At 67.1% G+C, this 25,319-nt stretch carries 28 protein-coding genes and 1 tRNA gene; 14 read left to right on the top strand and 15 right to left on the bottom strand.

Going from position 1 to position 25,319, the window contains the following annotated elements; all coding sequences use genetic code 11:
* Positions 1 to 197: 197 nt before the first annotated feature.
* From queE to nadA, 4 genes are all read left to right on the top strand, one after another.
* The gene (gene queE, locus AC1G9C_RS18440; RefSeq protein WP_480408432.1) at positions 198 to 845 is read left to right on the top strand and encodes a 7-carboxy-7-deazaguanine synthase QueE; all 648 of its coding nucleotides are present in this window, start codon (positions 198 to 200) and stop codon (positions 843 to 845) included.
* Positions 846 to 847: 2 nt separating this feature from the next.
* Positions 848 to 1,522 (top strand): 7-cyano-7-deazaguanine synthase QueC, encoded by a 675-nt coding sequence (queC, locus tag AC1G9C_RS18435; RefSeq protein ID WP_480408431.1) that lies wholly within the window; start codon positions 848 to 850, stop codon positions 1,520 to 1,522.
* 58 nt (positions 1,523 to 1,580) lie between these two features.
* Positions 1,581 to 1,656, top strand: a tRNA-Lys gene (locus tag AC1G9C_RS18430).
* Positions 1,657 to 1,793: 137 nt separating this feature from the next.
* Complete coding sequence (gene nadA, locus AC1G9C_RS18425) at positions 1,794 to 2,852, top strand: quinolinate synthase NadA (protein WP_021445478.1); 1,059 nt, start codon at positions 1,794 to 1,796, stop codon at positions 2,850 to 2,852.
* Positions 2,853 to 2,932: 80 nt separating this feature from the next.
* Here the strand turns inward: nadA and AC1G9C_RS18420 are convergent, their stop codons facing one another.
* Positions 2,933 to 4,006: an LOG family protein gene (locus AC1G9C_RS18420; RefSeq protein ID WP_021445477.1), complete on the bottom strand. Its 1,074-nt coding sequence runs from the start codon at positions 4,004 to 4,006 to the stop codon at positions 2,933 to 2,935.
* Positions 4,007 to 4,134: 128 nt separating this feature from the next.
* Complete coding sequence (locus tag AC1G9C_RS18415) at positions 4,135 to 5,538, bottom strand: MBL fold metallo-hydrolase RNA specificity domain-containing protein (RefSeq protein WP_480408430.1); 1,404 nt, start codon at positions 5,536 to 5,538, stop codon at positions 4,135 to 4,137.
* Positions 5,539 to 5,728: 190 nt separating this feature from the next.
* On the opposite strand from AC1G9C_RS18415, the gene AC1G9C_RS18410 reads away from it, so the two are divergent.
* A complete protein-coding gene (locus AC1G9C_RS18410) occupies positions 5,729 to 5,923 on the top strand; it encodes a hypothetical protein (protein ID WP_021445475.1) in 195 nt (64 codons plus the stop codon).
* A gap of 4 nt (positions 5,924 to 5,927) precedes the next feature.
* Here the strand turns inward: AC1G9C_RS18410 and AC1G9C_RS18405 are convergent, their stop codons facing one another.
* Positions 5,928 to 6,326 (bottom strand): quorum-sensing-regulated virulence factor family protein, encoded by a 399-nt coding sequence (locus tag AC1G9C_RS18405; protein WP_021445474.1) that lies wholly within the window; start codon positions 6,324 to 6,326, stop codon positions 5,928 to 5,930.
* A gap of 121 nt (positions 6,327 to 6,447) precedes the next feature.
* Here AC1G9C_RS18405 and AC1G9C_RS18400 point away from each other — a divergent pair, with 121 nt between their 5' ends.
* Positions 6,448 to 7,173 (top strand): tRNA-uridine aminocarboxypropyltransferase, encoded by a 726-nt coding sequence (locus tag AC1G9C_RS18400; RefSeq protein WP_397496311.1) that lies wholly within the window; start codon positions 6,448 to 6,450, stop codon positions 7,171 to 7,173.
* Here AC1G9C_RS18400 and AC1G9C_RS18395 read toward each other — a convergent pair.
* Positions 7,088 to 8,059, bottom strand: coding sequence for a DMT family transporter (locus AC1G9C_RS18395; RefSeq protein WP_480408429.1), 972 nt, complete (start codon positions 8,057 to 8,059; stop codon positions 7,088 to 7,090). The two genes, AC1G9C_RS18400 and AC1G9C_RS18395, sit on opposite strands and share 86 nt — an antisense overlap.
* Positions 8,060 to 8,262: 203 nt before the next feature.
* Between AC1G9C_RS18395 and erdR the strand changes: the two genes are divergently transcribed.
* On the top strand, positions 8,263 to 8,910 hold the full coding sequence (gene erdR, locus AC1G9C_RS18390) for a response regulator transcription factor ErdR (protein ID WP_021445471.1): 648 nt from the start codon (positions 8,263 to 8,265) through the stop codon (positions 8,908 to 8,910).
* Positions 8,911 to 8,973: 63 nt separating this feature from the next.
* On the opposite strand, the gene AC1G9C_RS18385 is transcribed toward erdR, so the two are convergent.
* Complete coding sequence (locus AC1G9C_RS18385) at positions 8,974 to 9,900, bottom strand: LysR family transcriptional regulator (protein WP_031303633.1); 927 nt, start codon at positions 9,898 to 9,900, stop codon at positions 8,974 to 8,976.
* Between the two features lie 114 nt (positions 9,901 to 10,014).
* Here AC1G9C_RS18385 and fpr point away from each other — a divergent pair, with 114 nt between their 5' ends.
* Positions 10,015 to 10,794: a ferredoxin-NADP reductase gene (fpr, locus tag AC1G9C_RS18380; protein ID WP_021445469.1), complete on the top strand. Its 780-nt coding sequence runs from the start codon at positions 10,015 to 10,017 to the stop codon at positions 10,792 to 10,794.
* A 114-nt stretch (positions 10,795 to 10,908) separates the two neighbouring features.
* Here the strand turns inward: fpr and AC1G9C_RS18375 are convergent, their stop codons facing one another.
* The 3 genes from AC1G9C_RS18375 to AC1G9C_RS18365 are packed head-to-tail and all read right to left on the bottom strand — an operon-like array spanning position 10,909 to position 13,203.
* Positions 10,909 to 11,463, bottom strand: coding sequence for a peptidylprolyl isomerase (locus AC1G9C_RS18375; RefSeq protein WP_480408428.1), 555 nt, complete (start codon positions 11,461 to 11,463; stop codon positions 10,909 to 10,911).
* A gap of 5 nt (positions 11,464 to 11,468) precedes the next feature.
* Complete coding sequence (locus AC1G9C_RS18370) at positions 11,469 to 12,266, bottom strand: alpha/beta fold hydrolase (RefSeq protein ID WP_480408427.1); 798 nt, start codon at positions 12,264 to 12,266, stop codon at positions 11,469 to 11,471.
* A gap of 10 nt (positions 12,267 to 12,276) precedes the next feature.
* On the bottom strand, positions 12,277 to 13,203 hold the full coding sequence (locus AC1G9C_RS18365) for a LysR family transcriptional regulator (protein WP_397496314.1): 927 nt from the start codon (positions 13,201 to 13,203) through the stop codon (positions 12,277 to 12,279).
* Positions 13,204 to 13,287: 84 nt separating this feature from the next.
* Between AC1G9C_RS18365 and AC1G9C_RS18360 the strand changes: the two genes are divergently transcribed.
* The 4 genes from AC1G9C_RS18360 to rarD all read left to right on the top strand — a co-directional run bounded on the left by AC1G9C_RS18360 (position 13,288) and on the right by rarD (position 16,331).
* Positions 13,288 to 13,602 (top strand): hypothetical protein, encoded by a 315-nt coding sequence (locus AC1G9C_RS18360; RefSeq protein WP_021445465.1) that lies wholly within the window; start codon positions 13,288 to 13,290, stop codon positions 13,600 to 13,602.
* Between the two features lie 135 nt (positions 13,603 to 13,737).
* Complete coding sequence (locus AC1G9C_RS18355; RefSeq protein ID WP_480408426.1) at positions 13,738 to 14,337, top strand: FMN-dependent NADH-azoreductase; 600 nt, start codon at positions 13,738 to 13,740, stop codon at positions 14,335 to 14,337.
* Between the two features lie 228 nt (positions 14,338 to 14,565).
* Entirely contained in the window at positions 14,566 to 15,438 is an 873-nt protein-coding gene (locus AC1G9C_RS18350; protein ID WP_021445463.1) for a carboxylate/amino acid/amine transporter, read from the top strand.
* Complete coding sequence (gene rarD / locus AC1G9C_RS18345; RefSeq protein ID WP_021445462.1) at positions 15,438 to 16,331, top strand: EamA family transporter RarD; 894 nt, start codon at positions 15,438 to 15,440, stop codon at positions 16,329 to 16,331. The genes AC1G9C_RS18350 and rarD overlap by 1 nt, the downstream gene beginning before the upstream one ends.
* Here the strand turns inward: rarD and AC1G9C_RS18340 are convergent, their stop codons facing one another.
* From AC1G9C_RS18340 to AC1G9C_RS18330, 3 genes are all read right to left on the bottom strand, one after another.
* A complete protein-coding gene (locus tag AC1G9C_RS18340) occupies positions 16,332 to 16,910 on the bottom strand; it encodes a dihydrofolate reductase family protein (RefSeq protein WP_021445461.1) in 579 nt (192 codons plus the stop codon).
* A gap of 99 nt (positions 16,911 to 17,009) precedes the next feature.
* Entirely contained in the window at positions 17,010 to 17,417 is a 408-nt protein-coding gene (locus tag AC1G9C_RS18335) for an anti-virulence regulator CigR family protein (protein ID WP_122107538.1), read from the bottom strand.
* Positions 17,418 to 17,471: 54 nt separating this feature from the next.
* A complete protein-coding gene (locus tag AC1G9C_RS18330) occupies positions 17,472 to 18,773 on the bottom strand; it encodes a mechanosensitive ion channel family protein (protein ID WP_397496318.1) in 1,302 nt (433 codons plus the stop codon).
* 162 nt (positions 18,774 to 18,935) lie between these two features.
* Here AC1G9C_RS18330 and AC1G9C_RS18325 point away from each other — a divergent pair, with 162 nt between their 5' ends.
* On the top strand, positions 18,936 to 20,255 hold the full coding sequence (locus tag AC1G9C_RS18325; protein WP_480408425.1) for a DEAD/DEAH box helicase: 1,320 nt from the start codon (positions 18,936 to 18,938) through the stop codon (positions 20,253 to 20,255).
* A 69-nt stretch (positions 20,256 to 20,324) separates the two neighbouring features.
* Here AC1G9C_RS18325 and AC1G9C_RS18320 read toward each other — a convergent pair whose 3' ends face one another.
* Both AC1G9C_RS18320 and AC1G9C_RS18315 read right to left on the bottom strand, forming a co-directional pair.
* Positions 20,325 to 22,157 (bottom strand): ABC transporter ATP-binding protein, encoded by a 1,833-nt coding sequence (locus tag AC1G9C_RS18320; protein WP_480408424.1) that lies wholly within the window; start codon positions 22,155 to 22,157, stop codon positions 20,325 to 20,327.
* A gap of 35 nt (positions 22,158 to 22,192) precedes the next feature.
* On the bottom strand, positions 22,193 to 23,257 hold the full coding sequence (locus AC1G9C_RS18315; protein ID WP_480408423.1) for a metal-dependent hydrolase: 1,065 nt from the start codon (positions 23,255 to 23,257) through the stop codon (positions 22,193 to 22,195).
* 129 nt (positions 23,258 to 23,386) lie between these two features.
* Between AC1G9C_RS18315 and arfB the strand changes: the two genes are divergently transcribed.
* Positions 23,387 to 23,800: an alternative ribosome rescue aminoacyl-tRNA hydrolase ArfB gene (gene arfB, locus AC1G9C_RS18310; protein ID WP_021445455.1), complete on the top strand. Its 414-nt coding sequence runs from the start codon at positions 23,387 to 23,389 to the stop codon at positions 23,798 to 23,800.
* A gap of 22 nt (positions 23,801 to 23,822) precedes the next feature.
* Here arfB and AC1G9C_RS18305 read toward each other — a convergent pair whose 3' ends face one another.
* Together AC1G9C_RS18305 and gap are read right to left on the bottom strand one after the other, a co-directional pair.
* Positions 23,823 to 24,287 (bottom strand): methylglyoxal synthase, encoded by a 465-nt coding sequence (locus tag AC1G9C_RS18305; protein WP_480408422.1) that lies wholly within the window; start codon positions 24,285 to 24,287, stop codon positions 23,823 to 23,825.
* A 13-nt stretch (positions 24,288 to 24,300) separates the two neighbouring features.
* A complete protein-coding gene (gene gap / locus AC1G9C_RS18300; protein WP_480408421.1) occupies positions 24,301 to 25,302 on the bottom strand; it encodes a type I glyceraldehyde-3-phosphate dehydrogenase in 1,002 nt (333 codons plus the stop codon).
* Between the last annotated feature and the right edge of the window lie 17 nt (positions 25,303 to 25,319).

Below are 25,319 nucleotides of genomic sequence, written 5' to 3'. Positions count from 1 at the left end.
TGGGCGATGGCGGGGTGAAATATCGGCCGCGGCGTTTTTCGTTTAGAATCGCCAGCCCCGCAACGGGTGCGAAGTTTCAGCTCGGCTGATGCCTTCGCCGTGCGGGGTAACCAATCGCTGCCGCTACGTGCGGTAAGCATCCCGATTCAACGCAACGGAGGCGGATGGCCTGTTTCGTCATCACGCCCGTGGCCACTATGCAAACAACCCTGCGCATCACCGAGATCTTCTACTCGCTGCAGGGCGAGACGCGTACCGCCGGCTTGCCGACGGTATTCGTGCGCCTGACCGGCTGTCCCCAGCGCTGCCAGTACTGCGACACTGCTTACGCCTTTAGCGGCGGCGAGCACGTTGCGCTGGACGCTATCCTCGACCAGGTGGCGGCCTACAAGCCGCGCTACGTCTGCGTCACCGGCGGCGAGCCGCTGGCCCAGCCCAATTGCATTACCCTGCTCGAGCGCCTGTGCGACGCCGGCTACGAGGTGTCGCTGGAGACCAGTGGCGCGCTCGACGTATCGGCCGTCGATCCGCGGGTGAGCAAGGTGCTCGACCTGAAGACCCCGGGCTCGGCCGAGGTGCAGCGCAATCGCTACGAGAACATCGACTGGCTGACCGCCAAGGATCAGGTCAAGTTCGTCATCTGCTCGCGCGAGGACTACGACTGGGCGGTGTCCAAGCTGATCCAGTATCGCCTCGAGGCGCGCGCCGGCGAGGTGCTGTTCTCGCCCAGCCACCAGCAGCTGGACGCGCGCGCGCTGGCCGACTGGATAGTGGCGGACAACCTGCCGGTACGCCTGCAACTGCAGCTGCACAAGATTCTCTGGAACGACGAGCCGGGACACTGAGCATGAACGACAAGAAAGCGCTGATTCTTCTCTCCGGCGGCCTGGACTCGGCCACCGTGGTGGCCATGGCCAAGGCCGAGGGCTATGCCTGCTACAGCATGAGTTTCGACTATGGCCAGCGTCATCGCGCCGAACTGCAGGCCGCCGAGCGCGTCGCCCGGCAGCTCAGCGTGGTCGAGCACAAGGTGATCGGCCTCAATCTCAACGGCATCGGCGGCTCGGCACTGACCGACACCTCCATCGCCGTGCCGGAAACCCCCGGCGAGGGCATTCCGGTGACTTACGTGCCGGCACGCAACACGGTGTTCCTGTCCCTGGCCCTGGGCTGGGCGGAAGTGCTGGGCGCACGCGATATCTTTATCGGGGTCAACGCGGTGGACTATTCGGGCTATCCCGACTGCCGGCCGGAATTTATCGAGGCCTTCGAACGCATGGCCAACCTGGCGACCAAGGCCGGGGTGGAAGGGCAGGGCTTTCGCATTCGCGCGCCGCTGCAGCAGCTGAGCAAGGGCGAAATCATCCAGGCCGGCATGCGCCTGGGCGTGGATTACACGCTGACCGTGTCCTGCTACCAGGCCGACGACGACGGTCGCGCCTGTGGCAAGTGCGACAGCTGCCGCCTGCGCGCCGCCGGTTTCGCCGCCGCTGGTGTACCCGATGCTACCCGCTACGTTTGAAAAAGTTTTCGCGAAGTGTTGATTTCCTGAATTAAATCAGTATCATGCGCCTCGCGTTGGGTCGTTAGCTCAGTTGGTAGAGCAGTTGGCTTTTAACCAATTGGTCGTAGGTTCGAATCCTACACGACCCACCAGATCGCAAAAGCCAGTCGCAAGACTGGCTTTTTTTTGCTCTCGGAAAAGCCCCTTGGTCGATGCTGCCCCGCCTGTGGCGATGGGCAGCCAGGGGGTATACTCGCAGCTCGCTCAAGAGCGCCGCAGGTTCGATGATATGACGCAGATTTCCGAACGCCTTCTGGTTCAAGCCCACCTCGATGCCAAACAGCCCAAGCCTCTGACCGCCGAGGAAGAGGCCTTCTATCGCCGTGAAATCGCCGCCGAGCTGAAGAAGCAGAACGCGGTGCTGGTGGCGCACTATTACTGCGACCCGGTGATCCAGGCCCTGGCCGAGGAAACCGGCGGCTGCGTTTCCGACTCTCTGGAAATGGCCCGCTTCGGCAACCAGCACCCGGCGCAGACCGTGGTGGTGGCCGGGGTCAAGTTCATGGGCGAGACGGCGAAGATCCTCAACCCGGAAAAGCGCGTGCTGATGCCGACTCTGGAGGCGACCTGCTCGCTCGATCTGGGCTGCCCGGTGGACGAGTTCTCGGCCTTCTGCGACCAGCATCCCGAGCGCACCGTGGTGGTCTACGCCAACACCTCGGCGGCGGTCAAGGCGCGGGCCGACTGGGTGGTGACCTCCAGCTGCGCCCTGGAAATCGTCGAGAGCCTGATGGACAACGGCGAAACCATCATCTGGGCGCCGGACAAGCACCTAGGCAACTACATCCAGCGCGAGACCGGCGCCGACATGCTGCTTTGGGACGGCGCCTGCATCGTGCACGAGGAGTTCAAGTCCAAGCAGCTGCTGGACATGAAGGCGCTCTACCCCGACGCCGCCATCCTGGTGCACCCGGAGTCGCCGCAGAACGTGGTCGAGCTGGCCGATGCGGTGGGCTCCACCAGCCAGTTGATCAAGGCGGCGCAGACCCTGCCCAATTCCACCTTTATCGTCGCCACCGACCGCGGCATCTTCTACAAGATGCAGCAGCTGTGCCCGGACAAGACCTTTATCGAGGCGCCCACTGCCGGCAACGGCGCGGCCTGCCGCAGCTGCGCGCACTGCCCGTGGATGGCGATGAACACCCTGGAGCGGGTGCTCACCGGCCTGCGCGAAGGCAGTGGCGAGATTCATGTCGACCCGGCGCTGATTCCCAAGGCGGTCAAGCCGCTCAAGCGCATGCTCGATTTCACCCAGGCCGCCAGGCTGAAGGTGGCGGGCAACGCCTGATACGCCCGCGCAACCCGACAAAGCCCGGCACATGCCGGGCTTTGTGTTTTCAGTAGCCTGGATGCAATCCGGGTCTACGCTCAGGCCGCCCAGTTGCCCGGCAGGTTGACGAAATTCAGCAGCTCGCGCAGCCGGCCGTGGTCGCGGCCGTTGAAGGCGAAGGCCAGGCGGGTCAGGTGGCACAGTTCGGGTTCGTCGCGTTCCTGCTCGCAGTAGGGCTGCTGGCTGAAACCGCCCTGTTTGCATAGGCCGGCGAATTCCCCCTGCAACTGCTTGAGCGCGGCGTCGCTGAGCGGGTGGTTGAGGCGCAGGACGAAGCTGTCCTTGAGCCAGCGGCTGGAGTGGAAGTTGCGGTAGAACTGGGCGATTTCCTCGGCGGCGTCTTCGGCGCTGTGCACCAGGCGCATTAGGTTGAGGTCGCTGGGCAGGATATAGCCCTTGTCCGCCAGTTCCTGCTGGAGAAATTCGATGGCGCGCTGCCAGTAGCTGCCGCCCGGCTGATCCAGCAGCACCACCGGCACCAGTGGGCTCTTGCCGGTCTGGATCAGGGTGAGTACTTCCAGCGCCTCGTCCAGGGTGCCGAAACCGCCGGGGCAGAGCACCAGGGCGTCGGCCTCCTTGACGAAGAACAGCTTGCGCAGGAAGAAGAAGTGAAACGACAGCAGATGCTCGCTGCCCTGCATGGTGGCGTTGGCGTTCTGCTCGAACGGCAGGGTGATGTTGAAGCCCAGGCTGTTCTCGCGCCCGGCGCCCTCGTGGGCGGCAGCCATGATGCCGCCGCCGGCGCCGGTGATGACCATCAGGTCATAGCGCGCCAGGGTCGCGCCCAGCTCGCGGGCCAGGGTGTAGACCGGGTGCTCGGCCGGCGTGCGCGCCGAGCCGAAGACCGTGACCTTGCGCCGGCGCTTGAACTGCTCCAGGGTGCTGAAGGCGTGCTCCATCTCGCGCAGGGTCTGCAGCATGATCTTGGCGTCCCAGCGGTTGCGGTCGGCCTGGGCCATGCGGATCACGGTGGTGAGCATGTCGCGGTACAGCGGCAGGTTCGGGCTGTTGCCGGGGGCGGAGAGGGCGAGCAGCTCGTCCACTTTGCTGGCCAGGTCGATGCCACTGGTCTGGAAGTGGCGTGACAGGTAATCGTCCGGTTCGTAGGGCATGCAGCGTCTCCTTGATCGAATCCGCTCGGCACCTCCAAGTCCCTGAAAGCCCGAGCCTTTTCAGAGTATGGACGTCTGCGGACGATGGCGGAAGGCGCATCGGGCGCGAGCGCCGCTGGCGGCGCCGGTCAGATGGCGATCTGCTCGCCCGGTTCGGGGATGTTGGCGATCCAGTTCAGCCGCTGGTGCAGGGCCTGCTGCAGCGCCTGCATCTTCTCCAGCTCGCCGTGCACCAGGTACAGCTCGGGGTGGTGCTCGAAATGGCTGGCCCAGTCGAGCAGCTGCGATTGCCCGGCATGCGCCGAGAAGCCGCCCAGGGTATGCACCTTGGCCTTCACCGCGATGCGCTGGTGCAGCACCTTCACCGTACTGGCGCCGTCGACTATCAGGCGGCCGAGGGTGCCCTTGGCCTGGAAGCCGGGGAACACCAGGTGGCAGTTCTCGCGCCAGAGGTTGTGCTTGAAGTGATGGACGATGCGCCCGCCGTTGCACATGCCGGCGCCGGCGATGATGATCGCGCCGCTGTTGATCCGGTTGATCGCCATCGACTCCTCGGCGCTGGGCGTACAGCGCAGGATCGGCAGCCAGTCCTCGACTCGCTTGACCCCCTTGGCGGCCAGCGCGGCACGATCCTCGGCGGCGAACTGGTCGTGGAAGCGGCTGTAGATGGCGTTGGCGCGGATCGCCATGGGGCTGTCGAGGAACACCGCCTGTTGCGGCAGGCGGCCCTCCTGGTAGAAGCGCCCCAGGTAGTAGATCAGGTCCTGGGTGCGGCCGACGGCGAAGGAGGGAATCAGCACGTTGCCGCCCTCGCGGTGGGCCTGCTGCAGGATCGCCGCCAGCTCCTCCAGGGTGTCCTCGCTACGGCGGTGGTCGCGGTCGCCGTAGGTCGACTCCATCAGCAGCACGTCGGCCTCGCTCAGCGTGGTCGGCGCCTGCATCAGCGGCGAGCAGGTATTGCCCAGGTCGCCGGAAAACACCAGGTGGCGGTGCAGGTGGTGATCCTCGATCTTCATCTCGACTATCGCCGCGCCGAGGATATGCCCGGCGTTATGGAAGGTCACCTGCACCCCTTTGGCCACCTCCACCGGCGTGCCGTAGGCGTGGGTGCGGCGCTGGCCGAGCGCCTGCTCGGCGTTGGCCAGGGTGTACAGCGGCACGATCGCCGGCTTGCCCTGGCGCGCCCGCCAGCGGTTCTCCCACTCGGCGTCCTTCTCCTGGAGAAAGGCGGCATCCAGCAGCATCAGTTCGAGCAGCTCGCCGCTGGCCTCGGTGACATGGATGGCGCCGCGGTAACCCTCGGCCACCAGGCGTGGCAGCAGGCCGCTGTGGTCGAGGTGGGCGTGGGACACCACCACCGCATCCAGGCCGCGCGGGTCGAAAGGGAAGGCGCTGCGGTTGCGGTCCTCCTCCTCGCGGCGGCCCTGGTGCATGCCGCATTCGAGCAGCACCTTGGCGCCGTCGCGGCTCTCCACCAGGTAGCAGGAGCCGGTGACTTGGCGAATGGCGCCGAGAAAGCTCAGTAATGCCATGATCCTCATCTCCAGTAGGCGACGGCCCATCTTGCCGAGCCGCGCGGACGATGCCGTTGATGCAGGTCAGTATGGTCGCTGGCGCGCCGTTCGTCCGGGCGAGCCGGCCGTGGCGCGTCGTCTGATTTACTGGAGAGGTGAGGGCGCGTCGTCTGGCGCAGATGCACGGCGAGGAAAGGGAGGGGCAGGCATGCCCAAGTTGATCCTGGAGATAGATGTGGATTTGTACCGCCTGCTGCAGCAGGCGGCGCGCACCAATCAGTTGAGCCTGGAAGACGAATGCCTGCGTCGTCTGGAGGGGGGCGTGCGCCGTTCGCGCTATATGGAGGCGCTGCTCGCCGAACTGCGCGCCGACGACGCGCAGCGTCGGGCCGAGAAAGGCTGAAGGCTTACAGGCCGCAGTCGGCCCTGTCGAACTGCTCGGTGGTTACCGGGCGGTTGCTGCGGTATTCGCTGAACTGGTAGCGCAGCTGCGCGCCCTGGGCCAGCAGCTGGCGGTAACCCGGGTTGCGGCACACGCTGGCGGCCAGCTGGGCGCGCACCGTGTCCGGATTGCCGCGCATCTGCGCGGCGTGGGCCGGCCGGACGCTGAGGTGGTTGATCAGGGTGTGGCCTTCGACTGTGTAGCCCTGATCGAGGATGTCCTCGTTGATCGCCCGCGGCGTGCCCTCGCTGCTTTGCCGGGCGACCTGCTCGAGGGCGCGGGTCAGTTCGAGCTCCTTGAGCGAGGCGGCCTGGGCGGCGACGGGCAGAGCCAGGGCGAGGACGAGGGCGGTAACGCGGGACATGCGGATTCTCCTGAACGAGTGCGGGCTTTGACCCGCCAGGCGCGGCCGGGTTCAGCGCCTGGCGCATCATAGCCTGCCCGGCTTTGTTAAACTGCCGCGTTTTTTCTGTCGAGCCCTGTTCGTGGACCAGTCCCATCCCCCGCATGCCGTCGCCCGGCTACGCGCCGAGCGCCTGGCGCGCAGCGTGAAACCCTTCGTCGCCCGTGGCTCGCGAGCCGAGCGCTGCCCGGCTTGCCGGGTGCAGCCGGATTACTGCCTGTGCGCCTGGCGCCCGCGGGTGGAGGCGCATGCCGGCATGTGCCTGGTGATGCACGACATCGAGGCGCTCAAGCCGAGCAACACCGGCTGGCTGATCGCCGACGTGGTGGCTGACACCCACGCCTTCGGCTGGACGCGCACCGCGGTCGATCCGGCGCTGCCGGCGCTGCTCGCCGAGCCGCAGTGGCAGCCCTACCTGGTGTTTCCCGGCGAGTACGCCGCTCCCGAGCGGGTGGTGGACGAGGTGCATCTGGCGCCGGGCAAGCGGCCGCTGTTCGTGCTGCTGGATGCGACCTGGACCGAGGCGCGCAAGATGTTTCGCAAGAGCCCCTATCTGGACGCGCTGCCGGTGCTCAGCCTGACCCCGGCGCAGCTGTCGCGCTACCGCCTGCGCCGCTCCACCCGCGGCGAGCACCTGTGCACCGCCGAGGTGGCGGCCATGTGCCTGGAACTGGCCGGCGACGCGCAGGCCAGCGAGGCGCTGGACTGCTACCTGGATGCCTTCAGTCAGCATTACCTGGCGGCAAAGCGGCGCCTGCCGCTGGATCTGGACGACGAGCTGCATCAGCGCCTGGCGCGTTTTCGCTGAGCGCGGCCGGCAGCGGCTTGGGCCACAGCTGGGCCAGCAGCATGCCGGCGAACATCAGCGCGCAGCCCAGGTAGCCGCGCAGCGCCAGCACTTCGCCGAGCAGCAGGGCGCCGGCGATGGCGGCGAACACCGCCTCCAGCGAGAGGATGATCGCCGCGTGCGAGGCGATGGCGTGCTGCTGCGCCACCACCTGCAGGGTAAAACCGACGGCCACGCCGAACAGGCCGCCATAGAGGATCGCCGGACCGGCTTTGATAATGCCGTCCAGGGTCGCCGTCTCGAAGACCAGCGCCAGCAGCAGGCTGATCGCGGCGCAGGTGGCAAACTGGATGAATGCCAGACGCAGCGGGTCGTGGCGGCTGGCGAAGAAGCCCACCAGCAGCACGTGCGCGCCCCAGACGAAGGCGCCGGCCAGTTGCAGCCAGTCGCCGGAGGCGACGGTAAAGCCTTCGCCGACGCTGAGCAGGAACATGCCGAGCACCGCCAGGCTGGCGCCCAGCCAGATGCCCAGGCCGCTACGCTGGCCGATCAGCAGGCCGAGGATCGGCACGACTATGACGTACAGCCCGGTGATGAAGCCGGAGTTGGTCACCGTGGTGAACAGCAGGCCGACCTGCTGCAGGTTGATCCCCAGCGACAGCGCCAGGCCCATCACCACGCCGCCGAGCAGCAGGCCGCGGCTCAGCGGCGCCGCCGGGCCTCGGCTGCGCCGTTGCAGCAGGGCCAGCAGCGGCAGCAGCACCAGGCTGGCCAGGGCGAAACGCAGGCCGGTGTAGAGGAAGGGGCCGATGCTGTCCATGCCCAGGCGCTGAGCGACGAAGGCGCTGCCCCAGATCATCGCGGTGATCAGCATCAACAGGTCGGCGCGCAGGGCTTGGCTCGGCATGGCGGTGTCTCGGCGGGCAAAGCGGCGAATCGTGCCGCAAAGCGCGGCGCTTGACCACCCCGTCACGGCTCGGCATGCTGGGCGCCGCCGTCGCTCCGTGTGGGGAGCCTGCCGCGTCGAGTGCGCAGGCTTGAGCGGGTCGTCCGGCGCCAGGCGCTGCCATAATCAATGCAGTGCACTCATAACAAGAACAGGATCTGCCAATGGCCGCCTACGAAATCCTGATTGCCGACGACCATCCGTTGTTTCGCAGCGCGCTGCAGCAAGCCCTGACCCTGGGCCTGGGGCCCGAGGTGCGGCTGGTGGAAGCCGCCAGCATCGCCGAGCTGGAAGGCCACCTGGCCGCCAAGAGCGACTGGGACCTGGTTCTGCTCGACCTCAACATGCCCGGCGCCTACGGCTTCTCCGGTCTGGTGCTGCTGCGCGGGCAATACCCGCAGATTCCCGTGGTGATGATCTCCGCGCAGGAGGAGGCCTCGGTGGTCAACCGCTCCCGCGAGTTCGGCGCCAGCGGCTTCATCCCCAAGTCCAGCCCGCTGGAAACCATCCAGCAGGCCGTGCGCCAGGTGCTCGACGGCGATACCTGGTGGCCGCCGCTGGCCGAGGAGGGCGCGCCGGTGTCGGCCGAGGCCAAGGCCGCCAGCGCCGGCCTGGCCAGCCTGACGCCGCAGCAGTTCCGCGTGCTGACCATGGTCTGCGAAGGCCTGCTGAACAAGCAGATCGCCTATGAACTGAGCGTCTCCGAGGCCACGGTCAAGGCCCACGTCACCGCCATCTTCCGCAAGCTCGGGGTGCGCACCCGCACCCAGGCGGCGCTGCTGCTGCAGCAGATGGAGTCGATTCCGGGTTAATGGCCCAGGCGGACGCAAGCGTTCGCCGTGTAAGACGGGGGACAAGCTTGCGGCATGTCCACCCTAGGCAATCGACGGCAGGACGATCTGATCACTGCGCGCCACCCCGACGGTGAGCGCGCGGCACTGTTCGAGAAACTCGCGCATGGCCGCGGTCTGGTACTTCTGCTTGTGCCAGATGAAGTAGAACTGCCGGCGCAGGTCCAGCTGCGGCGTCTCCACCGGCACCAGGCTGCCGCGGCGGAAGGCGTCGCGCAGCGCCAGGCGCGAGATGCAGCCGATGCCCAGGCCCGACTCCACCGCGCGTTTGATTGCCTCGGTGTGTTCCAGCTCCAGGCGGATATTCAGGCTGCGCGGGTGATGGCGCATGGCCTGGTCGAAGGTCAGGCGGGTGCCCGAGCCCTGCTCGCGGAGAATCCAGGCCTCGTGCGTGAGCTCCTCCAGCGTCGCCGTGCCGCGCGCGGCGAGGGCATGCTGCGGCGCGCAGAACACCACCAGTTCGTCCTCGACCCAGGGCTGCACCTCGATGTCCGGGTGCTGGCAGTCGCCTTCGATCAGGCCCAGGTCCAGCTCGTAGTGGGCGATCTGCTGCACCACGTGGGCGGTGTTGTGCACCTGCAGCTTCACCCGGCATTCGGGGTGGCGCTGCATGAAACTGCCGATCAGCAGGGTGGCCAGGTAGTTGCCCACGGTGAGGGTGGCGCCGACGTTGAGCGAGCCGAAGCCGCTCTTGCCGCCGAGCAGGCGTTCGATCTCGCGCGCCTGGTCGAGCAGCGCCACCGCCTGCGGCAGCAACTGGCGACCCAGGGCGTTGAGCGCCAGGCGCTTGCCGGCGCGGTCGAACAGCTGGCAGTCGGAGTGGCGCTCCAGCTCGGTCAGCGAGGTGCTGGTGGCCGATTGCGACAGCGCCAGCGACTCGGCCGCGCGCGAGACGCTTTCCTGCTGGGCCACGGCGACGAAGACCTGGAGTTGTCTGAGAGTAAATCGCATATCGATATAACCGATAACCTATATCTTGATAATCCACTTAACAGATATTCTGCGCCCGCCTAGAATGCCGCGCAATTCGTCTTTTTTGGTTCCCGTCCGCGCGAGGAAGTCCGCATGAGCAATATGAACGTCGAGCGTGTGCTCAGCGTCCACCACTGGAACGACACCCTGTTCAGCTTCAAGTGCACCCGCGACCCGGGCCTGCGCTTCGAGAACGGCCAGTTCGTCATGATCGGCCTGCAGCAGCCCAACGGTCGTCCGCTGATGCGCGCCTACTCCATCGCCAGCCCGAACTACGAGGAGCACCTGGAGTTCTTCAGCATCAAGGTGCCGGACGGCCCGCTGACCTCGCAGCTGCAGCACCTCAAGGAAGGCGACGAGATCGTCATCAGCAAGAAGCCCACCGGCACCCTGGTGCTCGACGACCTGCTGCCGGGCAAGCACCTCTACCTGCTGTCCACAGGCACCGGCCTGGCGCCGTTCATGAGCGTGATCCAGGACCCGGAAACCTACGAGCGTTTCGACAAGGTGATCCTGGTGCACGGCGTGCGCTACGTGAACGAGGTGGCCTACCGCGAGTTCATCACCGAGCACCTGCCGCAGAACGAGTTCTTCGGCGAGGCGCTCAAGGGCAAGCTGATCTACTACCCGACCGTGACCCGCGAGCCGTTCGAGAACCAGGGCCGCCTGACCGACCTGATGCGCAGCGGCAAGCTGTTCGCCGACATCGGCCTGCCGCCGATCAACCCGCAGGACGACCGCGCGATGATCTGCGGCAGCCCGAGCATGCTCGACGAGACCAGCGAAGTGCTCGACGGCTTCGGCCTGAAGATCTCCCCGCGCATGGGTGAGCCGGGCGACTACCTGATCGAGCGCGCCTTCGTCGAGAAGTAAGACCGCAGCGAAAACGACAAAGCCGCCCACTGGGCGGCTTTGTCGTTGTAGGGCCGTAGGGTGCGTCGTGCGCACCAACCCTTCATGGAAGCCCGGGGATGGCCCCCGGCGGCGTTACAGACGCTTGGCCTCGAGGATCAGCACCGGCTCGCGCGGCACGTTCTGGTGCATGCCGCGGTTGGCGGTGGGCACCTGGGCGATCTTGTCCACCACCTCCATGCCGCGGGTCACCTTGCCGAACACCGCGTAGCCGAAGTCGCGCGAGCCGTGGTCGAGGAAGGCGTTGTCCTTGTGGTTGATGAAGAACTGGCTGGTGGCCGAGTCGCGTACCTGGGTACGGGCCATGGCCAGGGTGCCGCGCACGTTGTGCAGGCCGTTGTCGGCTTCGTTCTTGATCGGCGTGTCGGTGTCCTTCTGCTGCATCTGCGCATCGAAGCCGCCGCCCTGGACCATAAAGCCGGGGATCACCCGGTGGAACTGGGTGCCGGCGTAGAAGCCGCTGTCGACGTACTTGAGGAAGTTGGCGGTGCTGATCGGCGCCTTGTCGGCAGCCAGCTCCACCTCGATCTCACCGAGGCTGGTGGTCAGCAGCACCTTGGGATTGTCCGCCGCCAGCAGGCTGGTGGAGAGCAGCAGGGAACAGGCGGCGAAGACGAGTTGCTTGAGCATGATGGTCAGTTTTCCTTGTTGGCGGTTTCTTCGAGAAAGGCGAGCAGGGCGCTGTTGAAGCGTTCGGGTTGATCCAGCGGGGTGGCGTGGCGCGAATTTTCGATCACCAGCAGGCGCGCGTCGGGCAGTTCGGCGACGTACTCGCGCTTGCGTTCGACCGGGGTGTAGTCGCGGTCGGCGCTGATCACCAGGGTAGGACAGGTGATGCGGCTCAGGCGTTCCCGCACGCCCCAGCCGATGATGGCGTCGAGGCTGGCCAGGTAGGCGCGCTTGTCGTTCTGCGGCCAGCGCTCTTCGATCTTGCGTCGCAGTTCGGCCTGCTCCGGCCTGGGGAACAGCAGCTTGCCCAGGGCCTTGGCGATGGTCTCCAGGCTGAGCAGGCGCGACAGCGTCCAGCGCTTGCCGATTTCCAGCCAGTCGCGCGGGCTTTTCGCCTTCACCTCCGGGCCGCTGTTGACTATGGTCAGGCTGCGCAGCAGCTCCGGGCGGTCGACGCCGAGCTGGAAGCCGATCATGCCGCCCATGGAAATGCCCACCAGGTGCACCGGCGGCAGTTGCAGGTGTTCGATCAGCGCGGCCACGTCATCGGCGAAATCGGCGATGCGATAGGCCTCGCGCAGTTTGTCCGAGCGGCCATGGCCGCGCACGTCGAGCGCCAGCACGCGGTAGTGCTGGCTGAGCACGGGAATCTGGTACTCCCAGTCGCGGGTGCTCGAGCCCAGGCCGTGCACCAGCAGCAGCGGCGCGCCGTGGCCGTAGTCCTCGTAGTGCAGCTGGCAACCGTCGTTGTCGAAGTAGGGCATGGCCGGGGTCTCAGTTGGGCGACTGTGGGGCGGCGAAGGCGGCATCCAGGGGGGCGGCGTCGAAGTTCTTGATCAGCTCGATGAGAATCTGCGTGGCCGGGCCGAGCACCCGTTCCTTGTTGCTGTAGAGGAAGAAGCGCGGCTTGCGCGTGCCGCCCTGGGCCAGCGGCAGCGGCTTGAGCAGGCCCTCGTCCAGCTCGCGGGCGATCAGGTGGCGCGGCAGCCAGGCGAAGCCCAGGCCGCTGCCGACGAAGGTGCGCGCGGTGGGCAGGCTGCCGACGGTCCAGCGTTGTTCGGCACCGAGCCAGCCGCTGTCGCGCGGCTGCACCCGGCCGCTGTCGCGGACCACCACCTGCATCTGGGTTTCCAGGTCCTGGAAGCTCAGCTCGCGCTGCAGGCGGTGCAGGGCATGCTCCGGGTGGGCCACGGCGATAAATTCCACCTCGCCCAGTTCCTGCGGCAGGTAGCCGGTGATGTTGAGGGCGCTGATGGCCAGGTCGGCGGAGCCTTCGAGCAGCACCTCCTCGACGCCGGACAGCACCTCCTCGCGCAGGCGCACGCGGCAGCCGCGGCTCTGCGGCATGAAGGCCGACAGCGCGCGGACGATATTGGCGGTGGGGTAGGCGGCGTCCACCACCAGGCGCACCTCGGCTTCCCAGCCCTGCTCCATATGGTGGGCCAGGTCTTCCAGCTGGCTGGCCTGCTTGACCAGTTGCCGCGAACGGCGCAGCAGCACGTCGCCGGCCTCGGTGAGCACCGCCTTGCGCCCGTCGATGCGCAGCAGCGGCACGCCGAGCTGCTCCTGCATGCGCGCCACGGTGTAGCTGACCGAGGATTGCGAGCGGTGCAGCACCTCGGCGGCCTGGGCGAAGCCGCCCTGGTCGACCACCGCCTGCAGCGTGCGCCATTGATCCAGGGTTACACGGGGAGCCTTCATTGCTTTGTCCTGTCTCTGCCGGCAGACGGGTTCTATCGCCGGCGATATCCACCTACACTGGCGCTTCCCCGTTGGAGAGCGTCGATGAAAAAACTCTGCTGCCTGCTGTTCGTCCTGTTGCCGCTGGGCGCCCATGCCTACCCCATCGAGCTGGACAAGCAGCTCAACGGTGCCGAGGTGTCCGCCAGCACCCAGGAGATCGACCACAACATGGCGGCGCTGATGCTCTACAACTATGGTCAGAGCGAGGCCGAATGCACCGCGGTGTTCCGCAACGGCCCCGAAGCGCCGCGGACCCGTCGGGCCGCGCTGGCGCCGGGGGCGAACACCAATCTGACGGTCAAGTTCACCCGCAGTGTGATTCGCCTGCGGGTCAGCCTGACCTGTGGCCTCAAGTAAGCAGAGCCTAGTGCCGGGGCATAGATAAATCAACTTTGTCGATATATGTAAGCGGATATTTGCGCTTTTTAATCGATAGTTGCGACTCTAATCTCTGCTCCATCGATCTCTACCCACCTCGATGGAGTCTCAAACATGTCCCGTGTTCTGGTTATCGAAAGCAGCGCCCGTCAACAAGGCTCGGTGTCCCGCGAGCTGACCCAGCAGTTCATCGCCAACTGGCAGGCCGCCCATCCCGCCGACCAGATCCAGGTACGCGACCTGGCCGCCGAGCCGGTGCCGCACCTGGACGCCACCCTGCTGGGCGGCTGGATGACCCCGGCCGAGCAGCAGAGCGAGGCGGAGAAGGCCGCGCTGGCACGCTCCAACCAGCTCACCGACGAGCTGCTGGCCGCCGACGTGCTGGTGCTGGCCGCGCCCATGTACAACTTCGCCATCCCCAGCACCCTGAAAGCCTGGCTGGACCACGTACTGCGCGCCGGGGTCACCTTCAAGTACAGCGAAACCGGCCCGCAGGGCCTGCTCAGTGGCAAGCGCGCCTTCGTCCTCACCGCCCGCGGCGGCATCTACGCCGGCAGCGGCCTGGATCACCAGGAACCCTACCTGCGCCAGGCGCTGGCCTTCATCGGCATCCACGAGGTGCAGTTCATCCATGCCGAAGGCCTGAACCTGGGCAGCGAGTTCAGTGCCAAGGGGCTGGCCCAGGCCAAGGCCAAGCTGGCGGCCGTGGCCTGATCGCGACTCCACTCTCCTGAGCGCCCGCATCCGGGCGCGTTCGCCGGCCGGTGCCCGAGGGTGCGGGCCGGCTTTTTCGTCTGATCCGGGGCAAAACCGGAGACATTCACGCGGATCCTCCCGGATTGCGACCGCAGTCCACCCTGTTCGCGGCCCAGGCCGCTGCGACGGATTGTCCGGCACGGGCGAACGCGCTAAGGTCGCCGCCTTAGTTGTCTGGAGCTCGCCGTGCGCTACCTGCTGATTGTGACCCTGCTGTGGGCCTTCTCCTTCAGCCTGATCGGCGAGTACCTGGCCGGGGCGGTCGACAGCTACTTCGCCGTGCTCAGCCGCATCCTCATCGCCGGGCTGCTGTTCGTGCCGCTGACCCGCTGGCGCGGCCAGGCGCCGGCCTTCGTGCGCGGCATGCTGCTGATCGGCGCGTTGCAGTTCGGCGTCACCTATGTCTGCCTGTACCTGAGCTTCAACCTGCTGACGGTGCCCGAGGTGCTGCTGTTCACCATCCTCACGCCGCTGCACGTGACCCTGATCGAGGACGCCCTTAATCGCCGCTTCAACCCCTGGGCGCTGCTCGCCGCGCTGGTGGCGGTGCTGGGCGCCGGGATCATCCGCTACGACGGCGTCAGCCAGGGGTTCCTGCTCGGCTTCCTGCTGCTGCAACTGGCCAACTTCACCTTCGCCGCCGGCCAGGTGCTGTACAAGCACCTGCTGTTGCGCCACCCCTCGAACGAGCCGCAGTACCGGCGTTTCGGCTTCTTCTATCTGGGTGCGCTGCTGGTGGCGTTGCCGGCCTTCCTGCTGCTGGGCAATGCCGAGCGCCTGCCGAGCACGCTGCTGCAGTGGAGTGTGCTCGCCTGGCTCGGCGTGGTGGCCTCGGGCCTGGGGCTGTACTGGTGGAACCAGGGCGCCAGCCTGGTCGACGGCGGCACCCTGGCGGTGATGAACAATGCGCTGGTGCCGGCCGGCTTGCTGGTCAATCTGCTGATCTGGAACCATGACGCCGATCTGCTGCGCCTGGCCCTGGGCGGTGCGGTGATCGTCGCCTCGCTGCCGCTGGCCGGCCTCGGCCGGACGCGGCTACTGCAGGGCAGGGTGGCCTGATGCACCTGTCCGGGCGTGGGGTGGCGCTGTCGGTGGGCGCCTCGCTGCTGTTCGCCGTGCTGCCCGGTTACGTGCAACTGCTGGCGCCGCTGGACGGCATCCAGATCTTCGCCCAGCGCGTGCTCTGGTCGATTCCGGTGGTGCTGTTGCTGGTGCTGCTGACCCGCCAGGGGGCGCTGCTGCGCGAGACCTTCGCCCGCCTGCGCCGCGAGCCGTTGCTGCTGGCCGCCTGGCCGCTGGCGGCGGTGCTGATCGGCGTGCAGTGGGGACTGTTTCTCTGGGCGCCATTGGCCGGGCGCATGCTCGAGGTGTCGCTGGGCTACTTCCTCCTGCCGTTGGCCATGGTCCTGGCCGGGCGGCTGTTCTACGACGAACGCCTGCGCCCGCTGCAGCAACTGGCGGTGGCCTGCGCCGTGCTCGGCGTGCTGCACGAACTGTGGCGCAGCCAGGCGTTCTCCTGGCTGACCCTGGTCACCGCGCTGGGCTACCCGCCGTATTTCATGCTGCGCCGCTGGATGCGCCTGGACGCATTGTCGGGCTTCGTGCTGGAGATGCTGATGCTGGCGCCCTTGGCGATCTGGCTGATCGTCGCTTACGCCCCGGTGGGCGCCTTCGAGGAGCGGGCCGCGCTCTGGCTGCTGGTGCCCGGCATGGCGCTGATCGGCACCCTGGCCTTCGCCGCGATGATGGCTTCCAGCCGCCTGCTGCCGCTGGGGCTGTTCGGCATCCTAAGTTACGTCGAGCCGGTGCTGCTGTTCGGCGTGGCCCTGCTGGTGCTCGGCGAGTCCTTCGATGCCGGGCAATGGCTGACCTACCTGCCGATCTGGCTGGCGGTGCTGCTGGTTGGTTGGGACAGCGCCCGGCTGCTGCGCAAGCAGCAGCGCGGGCACTGATCAGGCGGCGCTGCTGCGCGGCATGGGAATCTGCGTCGGCTGGCTGGCCTGCTTCTTCACCTGGTAGTGCAGCTGCACCGTGCCGCTGTTGAAGCGCCGCTGGTCGCTCAGCACCAGGCTGCGCTCCATGCCGCTGGCCAGCAGCGGAATGCCGGCGCCGAGCAGGTGCGGTACCAGGTTGATCACCACCTCGTCGAGCAGGCCGGCGGTGTAGCAGGTGCCCGCCAGGGAGCTGCCGCCGACCAGCCAGATGCGCTGGAACTTGGCTTCCTTCAGCGCCGCCACGGCCTGCCCCGGCGTGCAGTGGGTCAGCTGCACCTCGGTCGCCGCACGCGGCAACTGGGAGCGGGTGAGCACCACGCAGGGCTTGCCCGGATAGGGCCAGGGCCCACCGCGCTTGAGCAGCGCCTCGTAGGTGCCGCGACCCATCAGCAGGGCGTCGATGCTGGAGTAGAAGTACTGAAAGCTGTATTCCTCGTCCGGTTGGCGCTGGGCTTCGAACCAGTCGAGGCGACCATCGGGGCGGGCGATATAGCCATCGAGGCTTGAGGTGACGTGGTAGATCAGCGAGGGGTTCATCATGCCTCCGCAACAAAGCGTCTTAGCGTTGGAGCGATGCGTAGGCGACAAGTTCAGCGGGCGCCGCGACCGCTGGTCGGCGGCGCCCGGGGCTCTGGTTTAGTCCAGCACGTTCCTCAATACCTCATAGACGATCCCGGTGGCGATTGCCACCAGCACCACGTCGCGGCCCACCTGTTTCCACTCGTAACCCTCGTAATAGGGCAGGCGCGCCGACAGACGGCTGTCGAAGTTCTTGGCGATGCCCGGCGGCAGCGGCTTGCCGCGGGCCAGGTTCTTGGCGATGCCGGGCGGCAGAGCGGAGGTCGGGCCGATCAGCTGGCGGTTGTCGCCGAGCACGATGCGCACCTGGCCGATATCCACGGTCGGACCGCGCAGGTCGATCTGCACCTCGTCGTGGCCGCCGCCATGCTTGCCCTTGCCCGGCGGCGGGCTGGCCAGCAGTGGCGAGGCGACCAGCAGCAGACTGAGGCCGAGCGCGAGGGGAGTTCGGGTTATGGCAGGCATGGGCAGAGCTCCAGCGAAGGGGTGTGCCGATTAGAACGCCGCGGCCGGGGCGGTTCAAGCCTCCGGCGTCGGCGCCGCCGGCGATTGTGACGGCAGTCTTTGACTCAGCGCCTGCAGGCCCTGGCGCAGGTCGTTGCCGGCCGGCTGCTGGTACAGCGCCAGGTCGAACTCCGGCAGCAGGGCCAGCAGGTAGTCGAAGATGTCGCTCTGGATGCGTTCGTACTCCAGCCAGTTGGTGGTGCCGGTGAAGCAGTAGATCTCCAGCGGGATGCCTTCGGCGCCGGGTTGCAGCTGGCGCACCATGCAGGTCATGTCCTGGCGGATCTGCGGGTGGCTCTTCAGGTAGGCCTCGGCGTAGGCGCGGAAGGTGCCGATATTGGTCATGCGCCGGCGGTTGGCCGAGGGGCCGTTCTCGGCCTTGTGCTCGGCGTTCCACTGGCGCAGCTCGGCCTGCTTGTGGCCGAGATAATCGGTGAGCAGGCGCACGCCGGCCAGGCGCTGCTCCTCGGCGGCGTCGAGAAAGCGCACCAGGCCGGCGTCCAGGTGCAGGCTGCGCTTGATCCGTCGGCCGCCGGCCTGGGTCATGCCGCGCCAGTTCTTGAACGACTCGGCCATCAGCCGCCAGGTGGGAATGGAGACGATGGTCTTATCGAAGTTCTGCACCTTGACCGTGTGCAGGCTGATGTCCACCACGTCGCCGTCGGCGCCGACCTGGGGCATCTCGATCCAGTCGCCGACGCGCAGCGAGTCGTTGCTGGTCAGCTGCACGCCGGCGACGAAGGACAGCAGGGTGTCCTTGTACACCAGCAGGATCACCGCCGACATCGCGCCGAGGCCGGACAGCAGCAGCAGCGGCGAGCGGTCGATCAGGGTGGCGACTATGACGATGGCGGCGAACACGTACAGCAGCATCTTGGCCAGCTGCACGTAGCCCTTGATCGAGCGGGTGCGCGCGTGCGGGGTGCGTGCGTAGAGGTCGAGCAGGGCGTTGAGCAGGGCGCTGAGGGCCAGGGTCAGCGACAGCAGGGTGAAGGCCAGGGCCAGGTTGCGCAGGAAGTGCTCGGCCTTGTCGCTCAGCTCCGGCACCAGCACCAGGCCGAACTGCACCAGCAGCGACGGCACCATCTGCGCCAGGCGGTTGAACACCTTGTTGTGGCGCAGGTCCTCCAGCCAGAACAGCGCCGGCTGGCGTGCCAGCAGCTTGCTCGCATGCAGGATCAGAAAGCGCGCCAGGCGTCCGGCCAGCAGCGCCACCAGCAGCAGCACCAGCAGGCCGGTGATGGCGCCCAGCCAGGGGTACTGGTCGAAGTGGTTCCAGAGTTGCTCGGCCTGGCTCAGCAGCTGATCCGTATCCATGGGCGAAAACTACCTGTCGATGCTCGGGAAGGGGCCAATTAGACCATCCCCATGGCATGGGGTCGCAACCTCGGCGGCGCCGCCTTGCAAAGAAATTCGGCCGCGGCGGCGGAAACCGTTAGGCTATGCACCGTTTTGTCGATTCTTCGAGGTAGTGCCCCCGTGTTTGCCCAATTCGCCCTGCATGAACGCCTGCTGAAAGCCGTGGCCGAGCTTAATTTCGTCGAGCCCACCCCGGTGCAGGCGGCAGCGATTCCGCCTGCGCTGGAGGGCAAGGATCTGCGGGTGATCGCCCAGACCGGCAGCGGCAAGACCGCCGCCTTCGTCCTGCCGTTGCTCAACCGCCTGCTCGGTGATGGCAACTCGCAGCAGCGCGTGAGCATCCGGGCGCTGATCCTGCTGCCGACCCGCGAGCTGGCCCAGCAGACGCTGAAGGAAGTCGAGCGCTTCGCCCAGTTCACCTTCCTCAAGGCCGGCCTGGTCACCGGCGGCGAGGACTTCAAGGTGCAGGCCGCGATGATGCGCAAGATCGACATCCTGATCGGCACCCCGGGGCGCCTGATCGAACACGCCAACGCCGGCAACCTGCCGCTGAACGAGGTCGAGGTGCTGGTGTTCGACGAGGCCGACCGCATGCTCGACATGGGCTTCGCCGAGGACGCCCAGCGCCTGGCCGAAGCCTGTGGGCCGCACCAGACCCTGCTGTTTTCCGCCACCACCGGCGGCAATGGCCTGCGTGAGATGGTCGCCAAGGTGCTCAAGGCGCCGCAGCACCTGATGCTCAACAGCGTCAGCCAGCTCAACGAGGGCACCCGCCAGCAGATCATCACCGCCGACCACAACCATCACAAGGAACAGCTGGTCGACTGGCTGCTGGCCAACGAAACCTATGACAAGGCCATCGTCTTCACCAACACCCGGGTGCAGGCCGACCGCCTCTACGGCAAGCTGGTGGCGGCCGGGGTCAAGGCCTTCGTGCTGCACGGCGAGAAGGACCAGAAGGACCGCAAGCTGGCCATCGAGCGCCTGCGCCAGGGCGCGGTCAAGGTGCTGGTGGCCACCGACGTGGCCGCCCGCGGCCTGGACGTCGACGGCCTGGACCTGGTGATCAACTTCGACATGCCGCGCTCCGGCGACGAGTACGTGCACCGCATCGGCCGCACCGGCCGCGCCGGCGGCGAAGGGCTGGCGATTTCGCTGATCTGCCACGGCGACTGGAACCTGATGTCGAGCATCGAGCGCTACCTCAAGCAGCGTTTCGAGCGGCGCACCGTCAAGGAACTCAAGGGCAGCTACCAGGGGCCGAAGAACCTCAAGGCCTCGGGCAAGGCCGCCGGCAGCAAGAAGAAAAAGACCGACAAGGATGCCAAGAAGGCCGCGCCCAAGCGCAAGTCCGGCCCGCGCCCGGCCGGCAAGCCCTCGGTGCTGGTCAGCGAGGACGGCCTGGCGCCGCTCAAGCGCAAGAAGCCGGCGGCGGAGTAACCGGGCAGGAATGCCATGCTGTGGGAGACGCTTTAGCGGCGAGTCGCGGCTCAAGCCCCTCCCACGGGGTCAATCCACCCCGACGAAGCCGCCGGTCTGGTGCTGCCACAGGCGCGCATACAGGCCGCCGCGGGCGACCAGCTCGGCGTGGCTGCCGCTCTCGACGATGCACCCCTGGTCGATCACCACCAGGCGATCCATGCGCGCGATGGTCGACAGGCGGTGGGCGATGGCGATCACCGTCTTGCCCTGCATCAGCTCGTCCAGGCTGTCCTGGATCGCCGCCTCGACTTCCGAATCCAGCGCCGAGGTGGCTTCGTCCAGCACCAGGATCGGCGCGTCCTTGAGCAGCACGCGGGCGATGGCGATGCGCTGGCGCTGACCGCCGGACAGCTTGACCCCGCGCTCGCCGACCTGGGCGTCCATGCCGCGGCCGCCCTGGCCGTCGTCCAGCAGCGGAATGAAGGCGTCGGCGCGGGCCTTGCGCGCCGCCTCCAGCAGCTGCGCCTCGCTGGCATCCGGCTTGCCGTAGCGCAGGTTGTCGCGGATCGAGCGGTGCAGCAGGGCGGTGTCCTGGGTGACCATGCCGATCTGCGCGCGCAGGCTCTCCTGGCTGACCTGGGCGATGTCCTGGCCATCGACCAGGATGCGTCCGCTCTCCAGGTCGTACAGGCGCAGCAGTAGGTTGACCAGGGTCGACTTGCCGGCGCCGGAGGGCCCGACCAGGCCGATTTTCTCGCCGGCGCGCACGTTCAGGCTGAGCCCGGCGATCACCCCGCCGGCCTTGCCGTAGTGGAAGTGGATGTCCTCGAAACGCACCTCGCCGCGCTCCACCCGCAGCGGCTGGGCGCCCTCCCGGTCGAGCACCTGACGCGGCTGGACGATGGTGTGCATGCCGTCCTGCACCGTGCCGACGTTCTCGAAGATGCCGTTGACCACCCACATCACCCACTCGGCCATGTTGTTGATGCGCAGCACCAGGCCCAGCGCCAGGGCGATGGCGCCGGTGCTGATCGACCCCAGGCTCCACAGCCACAGCGCCAGGGCGCCGGTGGCGACGATCAGCACGCCGTTGAGGCTGGTGATGCTGACATCGAGCAGGGTCACGGTGCGGGTCTGCTGGTGCACCTTGTCCAGCAGTTCCTGCATGGCCTCGCGGGCGTAGCCTTCCTCCTCGCGGGTGTGGGCGAACAGCTTGAGCGTCATCACGTTGCTGTAGCCGTCCACCACCCGGCCCATGACCTTCGAGCGCGCCGCCGAGGCGGCGGCCGAGCGCTGCTTGATGCGCGGCACGAAATGGCGCAGCAGCAGGCAGTAGCCGACGATCCAGGCCAGCAGCGGCAGGATCAGACGCACATCCGCGGCGGCGAACAGGTACAGCGCGCTGCCGGCGTAGACCACCACGAACCACAGCGCGTCGACCAGCTGCATGGCCGACTCGCGCAGGCTCGGCCCGGTCTGCATGATGCGTTGGGCGATACGCCCGGCGAAGTCGTTCTGGAAGAAGCTCAGGCTCTGCTTGAGCACGTAGCGGTGGTTCTGCCAGCGGATCAGGTTGGTCAGCCCCGGATTGACCGCCTGGTTGGCCAGCAGATCGTGCAGGCCGAACACCAGCGGGCGCAGGATCAGCGCCACCAGCAGCATCCACAGCAGCTCGCCGCGGTACTGCTGGAAGAACTCGGCGCTCGGCGTGCGTTGCGCCATGTCGATCAGGCGGCCGAGGAACTCGAACAGCGCCACCTCGATCACCGCGGCGAAGAAGCCCATCACCAGCAGGGCCAGCATCAGCGGCCAGACCTGGCGCAGGTAGTGCAGGTAGAAGCGCACCAGTCCGGCGGGCGGCTGCACGTCCGGGCTGGGTTTGAAGGCGTCGATCAGCGACTCGAAACGGCGGAACAGCATCGCAGGCATCCTGCCTTGATGAAGAGGGTTCGATGTTAGCGCGAGCCCGTCTCACTTAGCAGGGGTTTCTCCAGTTCGCCGGCCCAGGCCAGTAGCGGAACGGGCAGCTGCGGCTGCCAGATGCGCTTGAGCAGCACCAGCAGGTGCTCGGGTTCGCCGCGCTCGAAGGGCAGCCGCTCGATGTGCCGGTGCACCTGCCACTGGCCGTCCTGCAGGCGGGCGAAGTCGAAGCGGAAGGGGTGGAAGCCGGTCATGCCCAGGCGCAGGTCGGTGACGATCAGGCGGTCGCCGATCTGGTCGTAGCGCAGCACGCCGTCGGTGAACCAGGCCAGGCGCCGGTGCGCGGGCGAGTCGAGCAACTGCTCGCGCAGCTGTGTGCCGCGGGGCAGGCGCTGCAGCTGCGGCGGAGCGTCGTCGAACCAGCCGACCAGGGCTTCGTGGTAGTGCTCGCCGTCCAGCACTATGACCCGCCACAGCAGGCTGTTGAGCGGCGTCGGGGTGATGAACAGCTGCTCGGCGACGATGCCCTGGCGCGCCAGTTCGGCCTCCACCCGCTGCTCGGCCATGTATTTGCCGGCCAGGCTGAAACCGATATAGAGCGTGGACAGCGCCAGGGCCACGGCCGGCACCCGCCAGGCCTGTTCGCGCAGGCCGTTGAACAGGCCGACCACGACCGCAACCAGCAGTGGCAGGGTATACAGCGGGTCGATGATGAACAGGCTGGACCAGGCGGTGGGAATCGGCATCAGCGGCCAGAACAGCTGGGTGCCGTAGCTGGTGAAGGCGTCCAGCACGGGGTGGGTGAACAGAATCAGCCAAACGGTGAGCAGCAGGCGCCGCCCCGAATAGCCGGGGTGAGGCCGAAAACGTCTGACCAGCCAGGTCAACAGCAGGGCCAGGCCGCTGAGGACGAACAGCGAATGGCTGAAACCGCGGTGGTAGGTCATGTCCGCCACGGCATCGCCGTAGTCGATGACCACGTCGAGATCTGGCAGGGTGCCGAGCATGGCGCCGTACAGCAGCGCCTTGCGCCCCTGCCAGCGGCCGAGCAGGGCGCCCTGGATGCTGGCGCCGAGTACGGCTTGGGTGATCGAATCCATCAGTTGAGCTCGCGTGAGGGCAGGTCGCTACGTTAGCCGAGGCCGTGGCCGAATGCCGCGGAGAAATTTCAAGCAAAGGTTACAGCGTCAGCGGCTATCCTGACGGCCTGAATCTCGCGGATCCAAGCCATGCTGATCGTCTCCAACGCCGTCCACCTGCCGCTCGAGGAAATCGAGCTGAGCGCCATTCGCGCCCAGGGCGCCGGCGGGCAGAACGTCAACAAGGTGTCCAGCGCCGTGCACCTGCGCTTCGACAGCCAGGCCTCGTCCTTGCCGCCGTTCTACAAGGAGCGCCTGCTGGCGCTGGCCGACAGCCGCATCACCGCGGACGGGGTGGTGATCATCAAGGCGCAGCAGTACCGCACCCAGGAGCAGAACCGCGCCGATGCCCTCGAGCGCCTGGCTGAGCTGATCCGCAGCGCCGGCAAGACCGAGAAGAAGCGCCGCCCGACCAAGCCGACCCTGGGCTCGAAGCAGCGCCGCCTGGACGGCAAGAGCAAGCGCGGGGCGATCAAGGCGGGGCGGGGGCGGGTGGATTTTTAGTCTGTCGTGGTGCGCGCTTGCTTCAACCGCGCCCGGCCAGATAGGCCTGGTAGTCGGGAATGCGGTACTCGTGCTGCTGCTCCAGCAGGCTGCTGCTGAGTAGGTAGTCGGCGCTGCTCTCGTTGCACGCCACCGGGATGTTCCACACCGCGGCGACCCGCAGCAGCGCCTTGATGTCCGGGTCGTGCGGCTGCGGCTCGAAGGGGTCCCAGAAGAACACCAGGATGTCCACGCGCTGCTCGGCGATGCGCGCGCCGAGCTGCTGGTCGCCGCCCAGCGGGCCGCTGATCATGCTTTCCACCGGCAGCCCCAGGCGCTTGCTCAGCAGCAGGCCGGTGGTGCCGGTGGCGAGCAGCTCGTGATGCGCCAGCTTGTAGCGCTGGCGTTCGCACCAGTCGAGGAGAAAGCCCTTGCAGTGGTCGTGGGCCACCAGGGCGATGCGTTTGCGCGCCGGCAGGCTGGCGCTGGTGAAGCTGATACGGCTCATCGACATTCCTCGGTCACATCAGCCGCGCCAGGGCCCGGCAGTTGTCCAGCATGCGGTTGGAGAAGCCCCATTCGTTGTCGTACCAGGCCATCACCTTGAGCAGCTTGCCGCTGGCCTTGGTGTGGTTGGCGTCGAAGATCGACGACAGCGGGTTGTGGTTGAAGTCGCAGGACACCAGCGGCAGGCTGTTGTAGCCCAAGACCGGCGACTGTTCGCTGGCGGCCTTGAGCAGGGCGTTGACCTCCTCGGCGCTGGTCTCGCGCTTGAGCTGCAGGGTCAGGTCGACCAGCGACACGTTGATCACCGGTACCCTGACGGCCATGCCGGTGAGCTTGCCGGCCAGCTCCGGCAGCACCAGGCCGACCGCTTCGGCGGCGCCGGTCTTGGTCGGGATCATCGACTGGGTGGCCGAGCGGGCGCGGTAGGGGTCGCTGTGGTAGACGTCGGAGAGGTTCTGGTCGTTGGTGTAGGCGTGGATGGTGGTCATCAGCCCCTGCTCGATGCCCAGCTCGCGATGCAGCACCTGAGCCACCGGCGCCAGGCAGTTGGTGGTGCAGGAGGCGTTGGAGAGGATCTGCATGGCCGGCGTCAGCACGCCTTCGTTGACCCCGTACACCAGGGTGGCGTCGGCGCCTTTGGCCGGCGCCGAGATCAGCACCTTGCGCGCACCGGCGGCGAGGTGGGCGGCGGCCTTGTCGCGCTCGGTGAACAGCCCGGTGCACTCGAACACCACGTCCACCTGGTGGGCTTTCCAGGGCAGTTCGGCCGGGTTGCGGATGGCGCTGACGGCGATGCGGTCGCCGTTGACCCACAGGCTCTCGCCATCGGCCACCACCTCGCCGGCGAAGGGGCCGTGTACGCTGTCGTGGCGCAGCAGGTGGGCGTTCATGGCGCTGTCGCCCAGATCGTTGATCGCCACCACCTGCAAATGCTGGCGATAATCCTGGGTATAGAGTGCGCGCAGTACGTTGCGGCCGATACGGCCAAAACCATTGATGGCGATTCGCAGGGGCATGGTGAGGGTTCTCGTAA

This window comes from Pseudomonas sp. ABa2, from assembly GCF_056676075.1.
Note: the sequence above shows the minus strand (reverse complement) of the source record. Positions and strands in the feature narration are given on the sequence as shown.

What these genes read in the sequence shown, in the direction of transcription:
- queE (WP_480408432.1), top strand. Translation starts at nt 198, where the DNA reads ATGCAAACAACCCTGCGCATCACCGAGATCTTCTACTCGCTGCAGGGC.
- queC (WP_480408431.1), top strand. Translation starts at nt 848, where the DNA reads ATGAACGACAAGAAAGCGCTGATTCTTCTCTCCGGCGGCCTGGACTCG.
- nadA (WP_021445478.1), top strand. Translation starts at nt 1,794, where the DNA reads ATGACGCAGATTTCCGAACGCCTTCTGGTTCAAGCCCACCTCGATGCC.
- AC1G9C_RS18420 (WP_021445477.1), bottom strand. Translation starts at nt 4,006, where the DNA reads ATGCCCTACGAACCGGACGATTACCTGTCACGCCACTTCCAGACCAGT.
- AC1G9C_RS18415 (WP_480408430.1), bottom strand. Translation starts at nt 5,538, where the DNA reads ATGGCATTACTGAGCTTTCTCGGCGCCATTCGCCAAGTCACCGGCTCC.
- AC1G9C_RS18410 (WP_021445475.1), top strand. Translation starts at nt 5,729, where the DNA reads ATGCCCAAGTTGATCCTGGAGATAGATGTGGATTTGTACCGCCTGCTG.
- AC1G9C_RS18405 (WP_021445474.1), bottom strand. Translation starts at nt 6,326, where the DNA reads ATGTCCCGCGTTACCGCCCTCGTCCTCGCCCTGGCTCTGCCCGTCGCC.
- AC1G9C_RS18395 (WP_480408429.1), bottom strand. Translation starts at nt 8,059, where the DNA reads ATGCCGAGCCAAGCCCTGCGCGCCGACCTGTTGATGCTGATCACCGCG.
- erdR (WP_021445471.1), top strand. Translation starts at nt 8,263, where the DNA reads ATGGCCGCCTACGAAATCCTGATTGCCGACGACCATCCGTTGTTTCGC.
- AC1G9C_RS18385 (WP_031303633.1), bottom strand. Translation starts at nt 9,900, where the DNA reads ATGCGATTTACTCTCAGACAACTCCAGGTCTTCGTCGCCGTGGCCCAG.
- fpr (WP_021445469.1), top strand. Translation starts at nt 10,015, where the DNA reads ATGAGCAATATGAACGTCGAGCGTGTGCTCAGCGTCCACCACTGGAAC.
- AC1G9C_RS18375 (WP_480408428.1), bottom strand. Translation starts at nt 11,463, where the DNA reads ATGCTCAAGCAACTCGTCTTCGCCGCCTGTTCCCTGCTGCTCTCCACC.
- AC1G9C_RS18370 (WP_480408427.1), bottom strand. Translation starts at nt 12,266, where the DNA reads ATGCCCTACTTCGACAACGACGGTTGCCAGCTGCACTACGAGGACTAC.
- AC1G9C_RS18365 (WP_397496314.1), bottom strand. Translation starts at nt 13,203, where the DNA reads ATGAAGGCTCCCCGTGTAACCCTGGATCAATGGCGCACGCTGCAGGCG.
- AC1G9C_RS18360 (WP_021445465.1), top strand. Translation starts at nt 13,288, where the DNA reads ATGAAAAAACTCTGCTGCCTGCTGTTCGTCCTGTTGCCGCTGGGCGCC.
- AC1G9C_RS18355 (WP_480408426.1), top strand. Translation starts at nt 13,738, where the DNA reads ATGTCCCGTGTTCTGGTTATCGAAAGCAGCGCCCGTCAACAAGGCTCG.
- rarD (WP_021445462.1), top strand. Translation starts at nt 15,438, where the DNA reads ATGCACCTGTCCGGGCGTGGGGTGGCGCTGTCGGTGGGCGCCTCGCTG.
- AC1G9C_RS18340 (WP_021445461.1), bottom strand. Translation starts at nt 16,910, where the DNA reads ATGAACCCCTCGCTGATCTACCACGTCACCTCAAGCCTCGATGGCTAT.
- AC1G9C_RS18335 (WP_122107538.1), bottom strand. Translation starts at nt 17,417, where the DNA reads ATGCCTGCCATAACCCGAACTCCCCTCGCGCTCGGCCTCAGTCTGCTG.
- AC1G9C_RS18330 (WP_397496318.1), bottom strand. Translation starts at nt 18,773, where the DNA reads ATGGATACGGATCAGCTGCTGAGCCAGGCCGAGCAACTCTGGAACCAC.
- AC1G9C_RS18320 (WP_480408424.1), bottom strand. Translation starts at nt 22,157, where the DNA reads ATGCTGTTCCGCCGTTTCGAGTCGCTGATCGACGCCTTCAAACCCAGC.
- AC1G9C_RS18315 (WP_480408423.1), bottom strand. Translation starts at nt 23,257, where the DNA reads ATGGATTCGATCACCCAAGCCGTACTCGGCGCCAGCATCCAGGGCGCC.
- arfB (WP_021445455.1), top strand. Translation starts at nt 23,387, where the DNA reads ATGCTGATCGTCTCCAACGCCGTCCACCTGCCGCTCGAGGAAATCGAG.
- AC1G9C_RS18305 (WP_480408422.1), bottom strand. Translation starts at nt 24,287, where the DNA reads ATGAGCCGTATCAGCTTCACCAGCGCCAGCCTGCCGGCGCGCAAACGC.
- gap (WP_480408421.1), bottom strand. Translation starts at nt 25,302, where the DNA reads ATGCCCCTGCGAATCGCCATCAATGGTTTTGGCCGTATCGGCCGCAAC.